At 58.4% G+C, this 15,181-nt stretch carries 15 protein-coding genes; 12 read left to right on the plus strand and 3 right to left on the minus strand.

Features of this window, described 5'->3' with window-relative positions; translation table 11 throughout:
• Positions 1–48 precede the first annotated feature (48 nt).
• Positions 49–420, plus strand: coding sequence for a glutathione S-transferase N-terminal domain-containing protein (locus AC07YV_RS15200; protein ID WP_007988133.1), 372 nt, complete (start codon positions 49–51; stop codon positions 418–420).
• A gap of 158 nt (positions 421–578) precedes the next feature.
• On the opposite strand, the gene AC07YV_RS15205 is transcribed toward AC07YV_RS15200, so the two are convergent.
• A complete protein-coding gene (locus AC07YV_RS15205; RefSeq protein WP_102700130.1) occupies positions 579–1,745 on the minus strand; it encodes an aminotransferase-like domain-containing protein in 1,167 nt (388 codons plus the stop codon).
• A gap of 82 nt (positions 1,746–1,827) precedes the next feature.
• On the opposite strand from AC07YV_RS15205, the gene AC07YV_RS15210 reads away from it, so the two are divergent.
• From AC07YV_RS15210 to AC07YV_RS15225, 4 genes are all read left to right on the plus strand, one after another.
• The gene (locus AC07YV_RS15210) at positions 1,828–2,274 is read left to right on the plus strand and encodes a MarR family winged helix-turn-helix transcriptional regulator (protein ID WP_102700129.1); all 447 of its coding nucleotides are present in this window, start codon (positions 1,828–1,830) and stop codon (positions 2,272–2,274) included.
• Positions 2,275–2,610: 336 nt separating this feature from the next.
• Positions 2,611–3,960: an NCS2 family permease gene (locus tag AC07YV_RS15215; protein ID WP_007993083.1), complete on the plus strand. Its 1,350-nt coding sequence runs from the start codon at positions 2,611–2,613 to the stop codon at positions 3,958–3,960.
• A 72-nt stretch (positions 3,961–4,032) separates the two neighbouring features.
• Positions 4,033–4,662, plus strand: a complete 630-nt coding sequence (locus tag AC07YV_RS15220) for a LysE family translocator (RefSeq protein WP_102700128.1) — start codon at positions 4,033–4,035, stop codon at positions 4,660–4,662.
• A gap of 391 nt (positions 4,663–5,053) precedes the next feature.
• Positions 5,054–6,790 carry a hypothetical protein gene (locus tag AC07YV_RS15225; RefSeq protein WP_146025365.1) on the plus strand — a complete coding sequence of 579 codons (1,737 nt, stop codon included), beginning with the start codon at positions 5,054–5,056 and terminating at the stop codon, positions 6,788–6,790.
• Positions 6,791–6,855: 65 nt separating this feature from the next.
• Here the strand turns inward: AC07YV_RS15225 and uraH are convergent, their stop codons facing one another.
• Positions 6,856–7,209 carry a hydroxyisourate hydrolase gene (gene uraH, locus AC07YV_RS15230; protein ID WP_007974925.1) on the minus strand — a complete coding sequence of 118 codons (354 nt, stop codon included), beginning with the start codon at positions 7,207–7,209 and terminating at the stop codon, positions 6,856–6,858.
• A 434-nt stretch (positions 7,210–7,643) separates the two neighbouring features.
• Here uraH and puuE point away from each other — a divergent pair, with 434 nt between their 5' ends.
• The 3 genes from puuE to alc all read left to right on the plus strand — a co-directional run bounded on the left by puuE (position 7,644) and on the right by alc (position 10,167).
• Positions 7,644–8,570 (plus strand): allantoinase PuuE, encoded by a 927-nt coding sequence (gene puuE, locus AC07YV_RS15235; protein ID WP_102673301.1) that lies wholly within the window; start codon positions 7,644–7,646, stop codon positions 8,568–8,570.
• Entirely contained in the window at positions 8,567–9,082 is a 516-nt protein-coding gene (uraD, locus tag AC07YV_RS15240) for a 2-oxo-4-hydroxy-4-carboxy-5-ureidoimidazoline decarboxylase (protein ID WP_007988147.1), read from the plus strand. The genes puuE and uraD overlap by 4 nt, the downstream gene beginning before the upstream one ends.
• Before the next feature lie 89 nt (positions 9,083–9,171).
• A complete protein-coding gene (gene alc, locus AC07YV_RS15245) occupies positions 9,172–10,167 on the plus strand; it encodes an allantoicase (protein ID WP_007974931.1) in 996 nt (331 codons plus the stop codon).
• 154 nt (positions 10,168–10,321) lie between these two features.
• Here the strand turns inward: alc and aspA are convergent, their stop codons facing one another.
• A complete protein-coding gene (gene aspA / locus AC07YV_RS15250; protein WP_003229645.1) occupies positions 10,322–11,746 on the minus strand; it encodes an aspartate ammonia-lyase in 1,425 nt (474 codons plus the stop codon).
• Positions 11,747–11,926: 180 nt separating this feature from the next.
• Here aspA and AC07YV_RS15255 point away from each other — a divergent pair, with 180 nt between their 5' ends.
• The 4 genes from AC07YV_RS15255 (at position 11,927) to AC07YV_RS15270 (ending at position 15,114) form a co-directional block, all read left to right on the plus strand.
• A complete protein-coding gene (locus tag AC07YV_RS15255; RefSeq protein ID WP_102673733.1) occupies positions 11,927–12,844 on the plus strand; it encodes a LysR substrate-binding domain-containing protein in 918 nt (305 codons plus the stop codon).
• A gap of 332 nt (positions 12,845–13,176) precedes the next feature.
• Entirely contained in the window at positions 13,177–13,668 is a 492-nt protein-coding gene (gene purE, locus AC07YV_RS15260) for a 5-(carboxyamino)imidazole ribonucleotide mutase (protein WP_007971731.1), read from the plus strand.
• A gap of 11 nt (positions 13,669–13,679) precedes the next feature.
• Positions 13,680–14,762 (plus strand): 5-(carboxyamino)imidazole ribonucleotide synthase, encoded by a 1,083-nt coding sequence (locus tag AC07YV_RS15265; RefSeq protein ID WP_102700126.1) that lies wholly within the window; start codon positions 13,680–13,682, stop codon positions 14,760–14,762.
• Positions 14,763–14,868: 106 nt separating this feature from the next.
• The gene (locus AC07YV_RS15270) at positions 14,869–15,114 is read left to right on the plus strand and encodes a GlsB/YeaQ/YmgE family stress response membrane protein (RefSeq protein ID WP_008030708.1); all 246 of its coding nucleotides are present in this window, start codon (positions 14,869–14,871) and stop codon (positions 15,112–15,114) included.
• Positions 15,115–15,181: the final 67 nt, after the last annotated feature.

The raw sequence follows: 15,181 nt of genomic DNA on the forward strand, positions 1-15,181 counted from the left end.
TCAGGTAAGCTGCGCGCCCTTCTTCATTTGCACCGTGAGGCTTTCAACGTGTTCGTAAAAGCGCTTCGTGTCGGCCTTGGCCAACTGATCATCTTCATCGACTTCATCACGCGCCCAGGCAAGAAAAAGCGCCCCGCCGCGGCTCAGGCCCAGGTCGAAGCGGCCGCCAAAGGCCTGACCCTGTATCAATTCCACGCCTGTCCGTTCTGCGTGAAGACTCGCCGCACCCTGCGCCGCCTGAACGTGCCGGTGGCCCTTCGCGATGCGAAGAACAACGAACAGGATCGCCAGACCTTGCTCGAGCAAGGCGGCAAGATCAAGGTGCCGTGCCTGCGTATCGAAGAGAATGGCCAGACCACCTGGATGTATGAGTCCAAGGTGATCATTGATTATCTGGACAAGCGTTTCGCGGCAGCCTGATTTGCTTGTAGTGTTCTGACGGACGCCTTCGCGAGCAGGCTCGCTCCCACAGTTGACCGCATTTCCCTGTGGGAGCGAGCCTGCTCGCGAAGAGGCCCGCACAGACACCGCAAATTTCAGACAAAAATAAACCGGCCCTTGCGCCGGTTTATTTGTTTTCAGGCCGCTTGCGCCGCCTGCGCCTGTCGCACCACCGTCGCCAGCCGCTTGAGCCCCTCCTCCAGCCGCGCCGGGTCAATGTGGCTGAAGTTCAACCGCAAATACCCGTGATGCTTGTCCGGTTCGGGGAAGAACGGCTCGCCCGGCATGAACGCCACATCGTTGGCCAACGCCGCATTGAGCAGGGTTCGAGTGTCCAGCGGCTGCTTGAGTTTCAACCAGAAAAACAGCCCGCCCTGTGGCTCGTTCCAGTCCGCCAGATCAGAGAAGTGAGTTTGCAGCGCCAGCTGGAACGCATCCCGGCGCACCCGGTAAAAATCCCGTAGTTCACTGCGATGCTGCTGATACTTCTCGGTTCCGATCCATTGCAGTGCCTGCCACTGGCCGACCCGATTGGTGTGCAGGTCCGCCGACTGCTTGAGTTTCAACAGATGGGGAAACAGGTCCGGACTGGCGATCAGATAGCCCACGCGCAAACCTGGCAACAGGGTTTTCGACACGGTCCCGGTATAGATCCAGCTGGCCTTCTTCAAGCGACCGGCAATCGGCGTGGCGCTGCCGCCATCGAAGGTCAGTTCGCGATAAGGCTCGTCTTCGATCAGGGTGACGCCGAACTCGTCGAGCAGCGCTGCCACCGCGTCGCGCTTGGCTTCGCTGTAACGCACCGCCGAAGGATTCTGGAAGGTCGGGATCAGGTAGATGAAGGCCGGGCGGTGTTGCTCCAGGCGAGCGCGCAGCTCTGCCAGGTTCGGCCCGTCAGCCTCCAGCGGCACGGTCAGGCAATCGGCGCCGAACAGCTGGAAAATCTGCAATGCCGCCAGATAAGTCGGCGCTTCGAGCAGGATTTCGGTGCCCTTGTCGATGTAGAGCTTGGCGGCCAGATCCAGAGTTTGCTGTGAACCACTGACCACCAGTACCTGACTTGCCTCACATGCCACGCCCAACGCTCGCGCCTCGGCGGCCAGCGCCTCACGCAGCGCCGGTTCGCCCTCGCTCATGCCGTATTGGCCCATGGAAAGCGGCATTTCGGCCCAGTCGACCTTCGGCAACATGGCTTCGGCAGGCAAACCGCCGGCAAACGACATCACCTGCGGACGCTGGGCCGCAGCAAGGATTTCACGGATCAAAGAACTTTTAAGGCGTGAGACACGTTCGGAAAAAGCCATGGGGATCACCGGTAGCGAGGCATGAGGAAAATGAGTCAAACTTGTTGACCGAAATTACGCTTCTTCGAATGGATACGTCAACATGCTTGACCTTAAAAACCCGCTTTCCCAGCAGCAAGCCATGGAAGCGTTTTTCTTCGGCTACCAGGCTTTCACCGCCAAGGCCGATGAAATGCTCGAACGCCGCGGCCTGAGCCGGGTGCATCAACGCATCGTGTTTTTCATCGCCCGCTATCCGAACCTGAGCGTCAAGGAACTGCTGGCCTTGCTTGGCGTGAGCAAGCAGGCGCTGAACATGCCGTTGCGGCAATTGTTGGAGATGCATCTGGTCGAGAGCGTCGCGTCCGAGACGGACAAACGTAAACGTCTGCTGGAGTTGACAGCGGAAGGCGCGCGGTTTGAGCAGGCATTGAGGCGTGAGCAGGTGAAATTGCTGGAGCGGGTGTTTGCCGAGGCTGGGGAGACGGCGGTGAATGGGTGGTTGGCGGTGAATCTGGCGTTGGGGAAAAGTCAGGCGCATACCGACTGAATTGCTGATTTTGATGCTGCCTGATCCGGCCTCTTCGCGAGCAAGCCCGCTCCCACAGTGATGGATGGTGTCCACAAATCTTGTGCCTGACCGGGTTTCCTGTGGGAGCGGGCTTGCTCGCGAAGGGGCCGGAACAGGCGATATATCCCTAAAGCCAAACTTTTCGTCGACAAAACCAAAAACATTATTTGCATTATTTGTATACAAAAGCATAATCCACTTCGTGCGAGTTCCTGACCAAGCGGTCAACAAATTCGCAAGTGCCTCAAAGGGCCGCTGCCACCCTCATGGGTCCGGCCCTGGAAATAACAATAAAACTCTTGAGGAGTACTCGCTGTGGAAAGCCGCAAATCCGAAGCATCGACGCTGGATCTCTCGCCGCCACTACGCAATGGGCTGCTGGAACGTCTGTTCAAACTCAGCTTGCACGGCACCACGGTGAAGACCGAGCTGATTGCCGGTCTGACAACCTTCATCACGATGGCTTACATCATTTTCGTCAACCCCAACATCATGGCCGACGCCGGGATCGATCACGGTGCGGCATTCGTCGCCACCTGTATCGCTGCAGCCCTCGGTTGCCTGTTGATGGGCCTGTACGCCAACTGGCCGGTCGGCCTGGCGCCAGGCATGGGGCTCAACGCCTTCTTCACCTACACCGTGGTCGGCACCATGGGCTACAACTGGGAAACCGCCCTCGGCGCGGTGTTTGTGTCCGGTGTGTTGTTCATGATCCTGACCTTCTCGCGGATCCGCGAATGGCTGCTCAACAGCATCCCGGTCAGCCTGCGCTTCGCCATGGGCGCCGGCGTGGGTCTGTTCCTGGGGCTGATCGGCCTGAAAACCGCGGGTATCGTCGTCGACAGCCCGGCCACGCTGATCAAGCTCGGCTCCCTGCGCGAACCCGGCCCGCTGCTCGCCGCCGTATGCTTCCTGATGATCGCCATCCTCAGCTATCACAAGGTGTTCGGCGCGATCCTCATCAGCATCATCACCGTGACCCTCGCTGGCTGGGGTCTGGGCCTGGTGCACTACGAGGGCATCATGTCGGCCCCGCCAAGCCTGGCTCCGACCTGGATGGCCATGAACGTCGCTGGCGTGTTCAACGTCAGCATGATCAGCGTGGTCCTGGCGTTCCTCTTCGTACACATGTTCGACACCGCCGGTACCTTGATGGGGGTTGCCCAGCGCGCCAACCTGGTGGGCGCTGACGGCCGCATCGAAAACCTTTCCCGCGCCATGAAAGCCGACAGTGCTTCCAGCGTATTCGGTGCGGTAGTCGGCGTTCCGCCGGTCACCAGCTACGTGGAAAGTGCTGCCGGTGTTGCTGCGGGTGGTCGGACTGGTCTTACCGCAGTCACCGTGGGTGTGCTATTTATAGCGGCAATGTTTTTCGCACCACTGGCCGGCATGATTCCCGCCTATGCCACCGCTGGCGCACTGATTTATGTAGCAATGCTGATGATGGGCGGCATGGCTCACATCGAATGGGATGAAGCGACCGACAGCATTCCGGCGATTGTCACCGCAATCATGATGCCGTTGACCTTCTCGGTTGCCGACGGTATCGCGCTGGGCTTCATCACCTACGTGGCGCTGAAGGCCGGTACCGGCAAGTACAAGGAAATCTCCGTCAGTCTGTGGGTGCTCTGCGCGATCTTCATCGCCAAGTTCATCTTCCTGTAAACCTTACGCGGGACCCGCTTCAAAACAGCCTCACCCCCTCGGGTGAGGCTTTTGTGCAAATGGAGGAAAGTGATGAGTCTGGAAACCTGGCTGCTGTTCAGCGGCGCTGCGCTGATAGTGATCCTGATCCCGGGGCCGCTGTCTTTGCTGATGATCAGCAACAGTCTGAATTACGGCCTGCGCCGCTCTTACCCGGCCTTTCTCGGCGGCGTGTCCGCATCGATCTGTCTGCTGAGTGCTTCGGCGCTAGGCCTGGGTGCGTTGTTGCTGGCATCGGAACAGCTGTTCAGCGCCCTGAAGATTCTGGGTGCCCTTTACCTGTTCTACCTCGCCTGGCAGAGCTGGCAGCAATCGCGCCTGCCTTCCCATGGCGCCGAAGTGCCACAGGCCGCGCCGGTGCCACGCTTTCGCGCACTGTTCGGGCGTGCGTTCATGCTGGGCGCCAGCAATCCGAAAGACATCCTGTTCTTCGCCGCTTTCCTGCCGCAGTTCTTGAGTGCCGAACAGCCGTTCCTGCCGCAGCTGCTGGTGATGATTGCGACCTGGACCCTGCTCGACCTGCTGTGCAAATTGGCCTACGGCCTCGGCGCCCATGGTGCGGCGCGCTATCTGCGCAGCGGCAAGGGCCAGAGCTGGTTCAACCGGATCAGTGCGGGGTTGTTTGGTGGTGCGGGTGCCGCTTCCTTGCTCAGCAATCACTGACACTTTCGATACGTATCCCGGGCATTTTTTCCGTCCTTGCTGCTGCCCTCCTGAGTCGCGCAGTCACTCAGGAGGGCGAGCGAGCGAAATACACTGCATCAACAGTCTGACTATTGACTCCTCAGATTTGTAATATCTGGCGGAGCAAGGTACCTACCGAGATGGCAAGGAAGAAATTGTTCTTTCGCCCCACCCCTTTAATATTGAACGAAGCCTCGACGTTGTTCTTTTGCGAAAGACCAAGAGGCGAACGAGTTGTCTTTAGGCGCCTGTGACCGTGCTCGGCTTATCCATGCAGGCGCTAAAGTGTAACCATGATCGTTTTTTGTCAGCAATCGACTTGCTGTTCCTCCTATGGTGATTCGAATTTACTATCCATGACGGCAAAAAAATGTTTCGAGTAAACAGCTCGTCTTTCGAGCAAATCTCCCAACCCAACGCCGACACAAAGTGCTCACCTGTTTCACAAAACTTAAAGAACGTCCGCCAAGGAACAACTAGTTTAGCGCTAAGCAACACCGACGGCGGGAGCCCAGAGCCTGAACGAATCCAGGGAACGACAGCGGAACTCTGCCCGGGGCCAGCCAAGCGCGCACGTCTTGAGCCCACCACCCCCTTGAGCCCTTCAGTTCTGAATTCGGACTGGAATGGAAGTGGACAGCCGAAAGAAATGGAAGCATTTCAGACTTTTGCCTTGTGTGACTCGATACATGGAAAAAAATTCAGATTGGGTAAAGACACATGGATCTCGCAGAATGAGTTCTACCCGTTCACGGGAGAAAAAGGTCAAAGGGCTCACCACAGGACGCTTCTTGCTCAGGGGACTCCCGCACTGAGCGAGGCAACCAGTGCTGAAAATATCCAACAAAAAATCGAAGCCTTCACTCAATGGGGTATGAAAGTCGACATTCATTCACTGGCCTTTTTCAAATTGCCAGGCCAGATAACCACGGAAGTGAAAGAAATCAATGGCGGACTGATCGCAGACCTCGTCAATCAGCAATCCCGGGGAAAAGCCGCCGTTCAACGCATCATTGAACCCATGGCAGGCTCGGGCTTTTATGCCAACTATGCCAGAGCCGTCGGATTCGAAGGAGAGATGATAATCAATGACACAAACCCGCTGATTGCATGGACTCAAAGGGAAATCGTCGAGCAGCCTGATCGAGTCAAGCATTACATCGAGTCAATCAAAAATGATCTGATTGTTCTAGGCGAGCAATACAAGATTAAGTTTGAACCCTCTACCCTTTCCATACAATTTAATAGTGAAAAAGAGGCCAAGACATTCGTCAGTTCTGATCACGCCAAGAATTTCCGCCTTGTAGTGAACAACTATTTCAATGAGGTCGTGGATGTTGTCGTTGAATTGAAAAACGAAGAAGTCGTCGTCAGCGAGCCCCCAGCCAAAGGAGCATCAGTTATCGCTCAAGTACAAGGCGATGAAATCGTTATCAGCGCAACACCTCACATCGCAGATGAAAAAGCGTTTCTCGCTGCGGTGTTTTATGTCGCACAAAACAACAACCAGCGCAACAACGATACTGTTGAAATAAAAAAATTGAGCAATGGCAAGCACAGCCTTCACTTGCCCCTGTCCACGATGGTCACAGAAGGTCCGGCGGTAAAATTATTTCTACGCGGAATGACGAACAACAATCAAATAAACTACATCAGCTACCTGCATAAAAATGCACGGCATCCAACGCTTTTTTCGAACGGGGACGGTTGGGCCTTGTTAGATAACATTCGCGATAAAGTCAACGAAACGAAAAACCAGAGCGATTTGATCATATTGAGTGGCCATTTCAGCGAAACCTATATGACCGAGGCGACTTTCATCAAAAAAATTGAAACTCATGTCCTGCCACTGTGTGAACGGGGCGCCAAGGTCATCATTACCAACGCCTATTCTGCGGATAAAGAAAAGGCTTATAACGCCCTCGGATTCAACACCTTCAAAAAGTCCAGGGAAGCCAGCGGCAAAGACAATGGTTCAAACATGGCCAAAGGGGATTATCTGTTAGCAGTGAATTCCCACACCATGAGGGCAGTCCAGGAACTGGAAAGGTCTGCTGCGCCGGCCGAGGCAACGCATTATTCAAGCGAAAAAAAGCCCGCAGTGTGAGCGGGCGAAAGACCAAAGAAGCTATATGCGCAGTCGCTTCCAGGGTGCAGCAGCTGCTTGGGGGATCAGCTGCCGCGATAGGTGGAGTAGCTGTAAGGCGAAATCAACAACGGCACGTGGTAGTGATCCTGCTCGGCAGAGATGCCGAAACGCAACACCACCACATCCAGGAAGGCCGGCTCCGGCAGCTTGACGCCGCGGGCGCGGTAGTAATCGCCGGCATGAAACTGAACCTGATAGACCCCGGTGCGGTAGTCATCGCCTTGCAGCAACGGTGCATCGACACGGCCATCGCTGTTGGTTATCGCGCTGGCGACCAATTCCAGGTGCGATCCTTCAACGCGGTACAACTCGACCTTGATCGAGCTGCCCGGGCAACCGTGTGCTGCGTCCAAAACGTGTGTAGTCAAACGTCCCATTGATTCTGCGCGCCTGCCTGCGTGGAGCAGTCAGACTTCGCGCCTCCCGAAGTCAGTTGAAAAGGAGACCGCACCGATTCGGAGCACGAAAAGTTGCGGCGAGCGACTGATTAAGACACTTTTCAAAAAAATTGTACACAATAAAAACGACATTTTTCGCGCCATACCCGGCACCTGCACATTTACCGCCGATTTCCCGCCGAACTGCACACTCCATGAACCCTTCATCAAATTACTGACCAGTCAGGCAGATTTCTTGCAGGCTCACGCCAATAGCAGTAAAAGATGACAGTCGGTTAAAAATGCGAAAATTCAGGCTTACAAAGTGAATATAAAGTTGTATACAATCAGCCCATCGCTGTGACGCCAGCCGGCCAACCAATCTTCAGCTGCGTCACACCAACCGTCATCATCGAACAAGAAGGAAGCCTGCAGTGAGCGCTGACTACCCACGCGACCTGGTCGGTTACGGCAGTAACCCTCCTCATCCACACTGGCCGGGCAATGCCCGCATAGCCCTGTCGTTCGTACTCAATTACGAAGAAGGCGGCGAGCGCAACATCCTGCACGGCGACAAAGAGTCCGAAGCCTTCCTCTCGGAAATGGTGTCTGCCCAGCCGCTGCAAGGCGCGCGCAACATGAGCATGGAATCCCTTTACGAGTATGGCAGCCGTGCCGGCGTGTGGCGGATCCTGAAACTGTTCAAGGAATTCGACATTCCGCTGACCATCTTCGCCGTGGCCATGGCCGCCCAGCGTCACCCGGACGTGATCCGCGCCATGGTCGATGCCGGCCACGAGATCTGCAGCCACGGCTACCGCTGGATCGACTACCAGTACATGGATGAAAACCAGGAACGCGAGCACATGCTCGAAGCGATCCGCATCCTCACCGAAATCACCGGTGAACGCCCACTGGGCTGGTACACCGGCCGCACCGGTCCGAACACCCGTCGCCTGGTGATGGAAGAAGGCGGTTTCCTCTACGACTGCGACACCTACGACGACGACCTGCCCTACTGGGAACCGAACAACCCGACCGGCAAGCCGCACCTGGTGATCCCGTACACCCTGGACACCAACGACATGCGCTTCACCCAGGTCCAGGGTTTCAACAAGGGCGACGACTTCTTCGAATACCTCAAGGATGCGTTCGACGTGCTCTACGCCGAAGGCGCCGAAGCACCGAAGATGCTGTCGATCGGCCTGCACTGCCGCCTGATCGGCCGTCCGGCGCGTCTGGCTTCGCTCAAGCGCTTTATCGAATACGCTAAAAGTCATGAACAGGTGTGGTTCAGCCGTCGCGTCGACATTGCACGCCACTGGCAGGAAACCCACCCGTACCAAGGGGCCGCGAAATGAGCGCCTTTCAAACATTGAAACCCTCGACATTGAGCCGCGACGCCTTCGTCAAAGCCTTCGCCGACATCTACGAACATTCGCCATGGGTGGCCGAAAAGGCCTTCGACCTGGGCCAGGATGCCTCGATCGACGAGATCGAAACCCTGCACCAGCGCATGAGCGACATCCTGTTGAGCGCCGATCACGCCAGCCAGTTGGCGCTGATCAACGCTCACCCGGACCTGGCCGGCAAAGCCGCCGTCCAGGGCCAGTTGACCGAAGCCAGCACCCATGAACAGGCTGGCGCCGGTATTCACCAATGCACGGCCGAAGAGTTCCAGCGCTTCACCGAGCTGAACGACGCCTATAAAGCCAAGTTCAAGTTTCCCTTCATCATGGCGGTAAAAGGCAGCAACCGGCATCAGATCCTCGCAGCGTTCGAAACGCGCATCCACAACCCGGTCGACACCGAGTTCAAATGCGCGCTGGCGGAGATCAACAAGATCGCCCTGTTCCGATTACTGACCCTATAGCAAGCCTGGCCCAGCGATTTCATGAACGCCGAAACCGCCCAGGGCCTTGCAAGCATCCCAAGCCAACTTATTAAAGGCAGACAAGAAGAATGAAAGCTTACGCCGTACCTTTCGAGAAGTTCGTCAACCTGGCCGATGCCCGCCTGGGCACCAAAATCATCTCGGTCACCGATGACTGGTTCGCAGACGCCAACCGTCTGTTCCAACCGACCCCGGCCGTATGGAAGGAGGGCGTGTTCGATGACAACGGCAAGTGGATGGACGGCTGGGAATCGCGCCGCAAGCGCTTCGAAGGCTTCGACAGCGCCGTGATCCGCCTGGGCGTACCGGGTTCGATCAAGGGCGTCGACATCGACACTTCATTCTTCACCGGCAACTTCCCGCCATCGGCGTCCCTGGAAGCTTGCTTCCTGGCGTCCGGCGAGCCTGATGAAAACACCCAGTGGACCGAAGTGCTGTCCGCCGTCGAACTTCAAGGCAACAGCCACCACTACCACGAAATCAGCAACGACCAGGCCTTCAGCCACCTGCGCTTCAACATCTACCCGGATGGCGGCGTGGCCCGTCTGCGTGTGTACGGCGTGCCGTTCCGCGACTGGTCGGCCATCGGCGACAACGAGCAAGTCGACCTGGCTGCCGCCCTCAACGGTGGCCGTGCCCTCGCCTGCTCCGATGAACACTTCGGCCGCATGAGCAACATCCTCAACCCGGGCCGTGGCATCAACATGGGCGACGGCTGGGAAACCGCGCGTCGCCGTACCCCGGGCAATGACTGGGTCATCGTCGCGCTGGGTCATGCCGGTGAAGTCGAGAAAGTCATCGTCGACACCCTGCACTTCAAGGGCAACTACCCGGACAGCTGCTCGATCCAGGGCGCCTTCGTGAAGGGCGGCACCGACAGCCAGATCGAAACCCAATCGCTGTTCTGGCGTGAACTGCTGCCAAGCCAGAAGCTGGAAATGCACGCCGAACACACCTTCGCCGAGCAGATCAAGGCACTGGGCCCGATCACCCACATCCGCCTGAACGTATTCCCGGACGGTGGTGTGAGCCGCCTGCGCGTATTGGGCAAGGTCGCTAAATAAGCGGTGAGGCCAATCGCGAGCAAGCTCGCTCCCACAGGTTTTGCTGTTGCTGCGGTTAAAAAAAAGGGCCTGGAGAATGATCTCCAAGCCCTCAAAAGGTGAGAGGTGTCTAGTCCCTCGACCTGGTGAGCGGTGCTACAAGTAACGCGTCGGGTTAGGCCTTCAGGGGCACCAGACGCGGAGCAATCATGTTTTCCGGGCGCAGGATGTCGGCGAGCATGGCTTCGTCGAGCAGACCTTCTTCGCGCACCAGTTCCAGCACGCCGCGGCCGCTTTCGAGGGCGATACGGGCGATGCGGGTGGCGTTTTTGTAGCCGATGTACGGGTTCAGTGCGGTGACCAGACCGATCGAGTGTTCGACCAGTTCACGGCAGCGGGCTTCGTTGGCGGTGATGCCGACGATGCAGTGCTCGCGCAGCATGTCCATGGCGCGTTGCAGCAGGCGGATCGAATCGAGGATCTTGAAGGCGATCAGCGGTTCCATCACGTTCAGTTGCAGCTGGCCGCCTTCGGCCGCCATGGTCAGCGCGAGATCGTTACCGATGACCTGGAAGGCCACCTGGTTAACGGCTTCCGGAATAACCGGGTTGACCTTGCCTGGCATGATCGAGCTGCCTGGCTGACGCGCTGGCAGGTTGATTTCGTTGATGCCGGTGCGTGGGCCGCTGGACAGCAGGCGCAGGTCGTTGCAGATCTTCGACAGCTTGACCGCAGTACGCTTGAGCATGCCGGAGAACAGCACGAAGGCGCCCATGTCGGAGGTCGCTTCGATCAGGTCGGCTGCCGGAACCAGCGGCTGACCGCTGATCAGGGCCAGGCGCTGTACAGCCAAGGCCTGATAGCGCGGGTCGGCGTTGATGCCGGTGCCGATCGCGGTGCCGCCCAGGTTCACTTCAGTCAGCAATTCCGGGGCCAGCGTCTTCAGACGGGCCAGGTCTTCGCCCATGGTGGTGGCGAACGCACGAAACTCTTGACCCAGGGTCATCGGCACGGCGTCTTGCAGCTGGGTACGACCCATCTTCAGGACGTGGTTGAATTCTTCACCCTTGGCTGCGAACGCCTGGATCAGGCTGTCGAGGCTGGCGAGCAGGGCGTCGTGACCGAGCAACAGACCCAGGCGGATCGCCGTCGGGTAGGCGTCGTTGGTCGACTGCGCCATGTTCACGTCGTCGTTCGGGTGCAGGTACTGGTATTCGCCTTTCTGGTGACCCATGGCCTCCAGCGCGATGTTGGCGATCACTTCGTTGGCATTCATGTTGGTCGAAGTGCCAGCGCCGCCTTGAATCATGTCCACCACGAACTCTTCGTGGAAATCACCGCGGATCAGACGTGCACAGGCTTCGCTGATGGCAGCGTGCTTGGCTTCGCTCAGGTGACCCAGCTCACGGTTGGCGTCAGCAGCGGCCTGTTTGACCATGGCCAGGCCGACAACCAGTTTCGGGTAGTGCGAAATCGGAACGCCCGAAAGGCGGAAGTTGTTCACCGCTCGCAGGGTCTGGATACCGTAATACGCTTGAGCCGGTACTTCGAGGGCGCCAAGCAGGTCATTTTCTGTGCGGAATGATGCAGCGGAGGACATGATAGAAATCATCTCAATATGGACCCGGGCTGTGCCGGAACGCTGTGAATGCTAGGCTTGTGCAGAATTTTGGGCCAATGCTGTTAAACACTAGCCTATGCACATTCGGCATAATGCCCGTGTGACGCCGGCTTGACGGCGAGCGTGTGACCTAAATTGGTGCGTGTCCGGGAGGACGTGATGAATCTGGAAAGCAAATGGCTGGAGGACTTTAGTGCCCTGGCTGCCACCCGCAGCTTCTCCCAGGCAGCCGAACGGCGCTTCGTGACGCAACCGGCGTTCAGCCGGCGAATCCGCAGCCTGGAGGCGGCGCTGGGGCTGACCCTGGTCAACCGCTCGCGCACGCCGATCGAACTGACGGCGGCGGGACAATTGTTTCTGGTCACGGCACGCACCGTGGTCGAGCAGCTCGGCGAAGTATTGCGCCATCTGCATCACCTGGAAGGCGGGCAGGGCGAAGTGATGCAGGTAGCGGCCGCACACTCCCTGGCGCTCGGTTTCTTTCCGCGGTGGATTGCGCAGTTGCGCAACGAAGGCTTGAACATCGCCACGCGACTGGTGGCGACCAACGTCGGCGACGCGGTGCATGCCTTGCGCGAAGGCGGTTGCGATCTGATGCTGGCCTTCTACGATCCGGACGCTGCGATGCAGATGGACCCGGAAATCTTCCCTTCCCTGCACCTTGGTCACACCGAAATGCTGCCGGTCTGCGCGGCGGACGCCGACGGCAAACCGCTGTTCGATCTGGAGGGCGAGGCCAGCGTACCGCTGCTGGCGTATAGCGCCGGGGCATTTCTCGGCCGCTCGGTGAACATGCTGCTGCGCCAACGGGCGCTGCGCTTCACCACGATCTACGAAACCGCCATGGCCGACAGCCTGAAAAGCATGGCCCTGGAAGGCCTGGGCATTGCCTGGGTGCCGCAACTGAGCGTGCGCGCCGAATTGGCCCGTGGTGAGCTGGTGGTCTGCGGCGGCCCGCAATGGCATGTGCCGTTGGAGATTCGTCTGTATCGCTGCGCACTGGTACGCAAGGCCAACGTGCGGTTGTTGTGGCGCAAGTTGGAAGGCGGTGCGGCACAGGGCACGACCGGTTCCTGAATGCCATGAAACCCCAATGTGGGAGCGGGCTTGCTCGCGAAGAGGCCGGTACATTCAACATCGATGTTGATTGATCCACCGCTTTCGCGAGCAAGCCCGCTCCCACAGGAAATTCGAGGTGTATTCCATTGACCTTCAAGTCAATAAAATCGGGGCTTTGCGGCAGATGACAGATGGTCGCAACAGGGGCTGTTTATTGGCTTCATTGAGGTATACTGCGCGGCCTTCGGCCGGTTACGACTGGCCATAATTCGTACAATCAAGCCACGCATCCTGCGTGGCTTGTTGTTTTTTGATGCGCCTGCGGGCGCCCAGAGAGAAGAGGCACGACGATGAGTGCACTGGTTGGCGTGATCATGGGCTCCAAGTCCGATTGGTCCACCCTTAGCCACACCGCCGATATGCTGGAAAAGCTCGGCATCCCTTACGAGGTGAAAGTGGTTTCTGCCCACCGCACCCCGGACCTGCTGTTCCAGTACGCCGAAGAGGCCGAAGCACGGGGCATCGAGGTGATCATCGCCGGTGCCGGTGGCGCGGCCCACTTGCCAGGCATGTGTGCAGCCAAGACCCACTTGCCGGTGCTGGGCGTACCCGTTCAGTCCGCAATGCTGTCGGGCGTTGATTCGCTGCTGTCCATTGTGCAGATGCCAGCAGGCATTCCGGTTGCCACCCTGGCCATCGGCAAGGCGGGTGCGATCAACGCAGCGCTGCTGTCGGCGAGTATCCTTGGCGCCAAGCACCCGCAGTTCCATGCGGTGCTGAAAACCTTCCGTGCTGAGCAGACAGACAGCGTCCTGGAAAATCCAGACCCACGCATCGCCTGAGGTTGTTGACGATGAAGATCGGTGTAATCGGTGGCGGCCAGTTGGGTCGCATGTTGGCGTTGGCGGGCACTCCGCTGGGCATGAACTTCGCTTTTCTGGACCCGGCGCCGGATGCTTGCGCAGCCGCGTTGGGCGAACACCTGCGAGCCGACTACGGCGATCAGGATCACCTGCGCCAGCTGGCCGATGAAGTCGATCTGGTGACCTTCGAGTTCGAAAGCGTTCCGGCGGAAACCGTCGCGTTCCTCTCGCAATTCGTCCCGGTCTACCCGAGCGCCGAAGCCTTGCGCATCGCCCGTGACCGCTGGTTCGAGAAGAGCATGTTCAAGGACCTGGGGATTCCTACCCCGGCGTTCGCTGACATCCAGTCCCAAGCCGACCTGGACGCCGCCGTGGCCTCCATCGGCCTGCCGGCGGTGCTCAAGACCCGTACCCTGGGTTACGACGGCAAGGGCCAGAAAGTCCTGCGCACCCCTGAAGATGTGGTCGGCACCTTCGCCGAGCTGGGCAGCGTGGCCTGCCTGCTGGAAGGCTTCGTGCCGTTCACCGGTGAAGTCTCGCTGATCGCCGTGCGTGCCCGCGACGGTGAAACCCGCTTCTACCCGTTGGTGCACAACACCCACGAAAGCGGCATCCTCAAGCTGTCCGTGGCCAGCACCGATCACCCGTTGCAAGCCCTGGCCGAAGACTACTCCAGCCGTGTGCTCAAGCAGCTGGATTACGTCGGCGTGATGGCGTTCGAGTTCTTCGAAGTCGACGGTGGCCTCAAGGCCAACGAAATCGCCCCGCGCGTGCACAACTCCGGGCACTGGACCACCGAAGGCGCCGAGTGCAGCCAGTTCGAAAACCACCTGCGGGCCGTTGCCGGTCTGCCGTTGGGTTCGACGGCCAAGGTCGGCGAAAGCGCGATGCTCAACTTCATTGGCACAGTGCCAGAGACCGAGAAGGTCCTGACCATCGCTGACTGCCATCTGCATCACTATGGCAAGGCGTTCAAGGTCGGCCGCAAGGTCGGTCACGCCAACCTTCGTTGTGCAGACCGCGAGACGCTGGCGGCCCAGATTCTCAAGGTTCAAGCACTGATCGCCGAATAGTTTTCTCTGGCAATGGCGGAACCTTCGGGTTGCGCCGTTCTCTCATGGCAGGTTGCGAAAGTCTGACTAGGCTTTCGGATAGCTACTTCATTGAGAGGAGAATGCCATGGGAATTATCGGAACCATCTTTATCGGCCTGATCGTCGGTCTGCTGGCCCGGTTCCTGAAACCGGGCGATGACAGCATGGGCTGGATCATGACGATCCTGCTCGGTATCGGCGGTTCGCTGGCGGCCACCTATGGCGGTCAGGCCCTGGGTATCTATCAGGCTGGCCAAGGTGCAGGCTTCATCGGGGCGCTGGTAGGCGCCGTTGTGTTGCTGGTGATCTACGGATTGATCAAAAAGAACTGATCCAAGCGACAAAGCCCTCTCCGCCAAGCCGGTCGGGAGGGCTAGAATGTTCGGCGTTTCCTGTTCT

It is taken from the genome of Pseudomonas sp. GW456-E7, from assembly GCF_059424105.1.

Excerpts from the sequence above, each read along its gene's own strand:
- AC07YV_RS15220 (WP_102700128.1), top strand. The coding sequence starts at position 4,033 with ATGAGTCTGGAAACCTGGCTGCTGTTCAGCGGCGCTGCGCTGATAGTG.
- AC07YV_RS15265 (WP_102700126.1), top strand. The coding sequence starts at position 13,680 with ATGAAGATCGGTGTAATCGGTGGCGGCCAGTTGGGTCGCATGTTGGCG.
- aspA (WP_003229645.1), bottom strand. The coding sequence starts at position 11,746 with ATGTCCTCCGCTGCATCATTCCGCACAGAAAATGACCTGCTTGGCGCC.
- AC07YV_RS15225 (WP_146025365.1), top strand. The coding sequence starts at position 5,054 with ATGTTTCGAGTAAACAGCTCGTCTTTCGAGCAAATCTCCCAACCCAAC.
- AC07YV_RS15270 (WP_008030708.1), top strand. The coding sequence starts at position 14,869 with ATGGGAATTATCGGAACCATCTTTATCGGCCTGATCGTCGGTCTGCTG.
- purE (WP_007971731.1), top strand. The coding sequence starts at position 13,177 with ATGAGTGCACTGGTTGGCGTGATCATGGGCTCCAAGTCCGATTGGTCC.
- uraH (WP_007974925.1), bottom strand. The coding sequence starts at position 7,209 with ATGGGACGTTTGACTACACACGTTTTGGACGCAGCACACGGTTGCCCG.
- AC07YV_RS15205 (WP_102700130.1), bottom strand. The coding sequence starts at position 1,745 with ATGGCTTTTTCCGAACGTGTCTCACGCCTTAAAAGTTCTTTGATCCGT.
- alc (WP_007974931.1), top strand. The coding sequence starts at position 9,172 with ATGAAAGCTTACGCCGTACCTTTCGAGAAGTTCGTCAACCTGGCCGAT.
- uraD (WP_007988147.1), top strand. The coding sequence starts at position 8,567 with ATGAGCGCCTTTCAAACATTGAAACCCTCGACATTGAGCCGCGACGCC.
- AC07YV_RS15255 (WP_102673733.1), top strand. The coding sequence starts at position 11,927 with ATGAATCTGGAAAGCAAATGGCTGGAGGACTTTAGTGCCCTGGCTGCC.
- AC07YV_RS15210 (WP_102700129.1), top strand. The coding sequence starts at position 1,828 with ATGCTTGACCTTAAAAACCCGCTTTCCCAGCAGCAAGCCATGGAAGCG.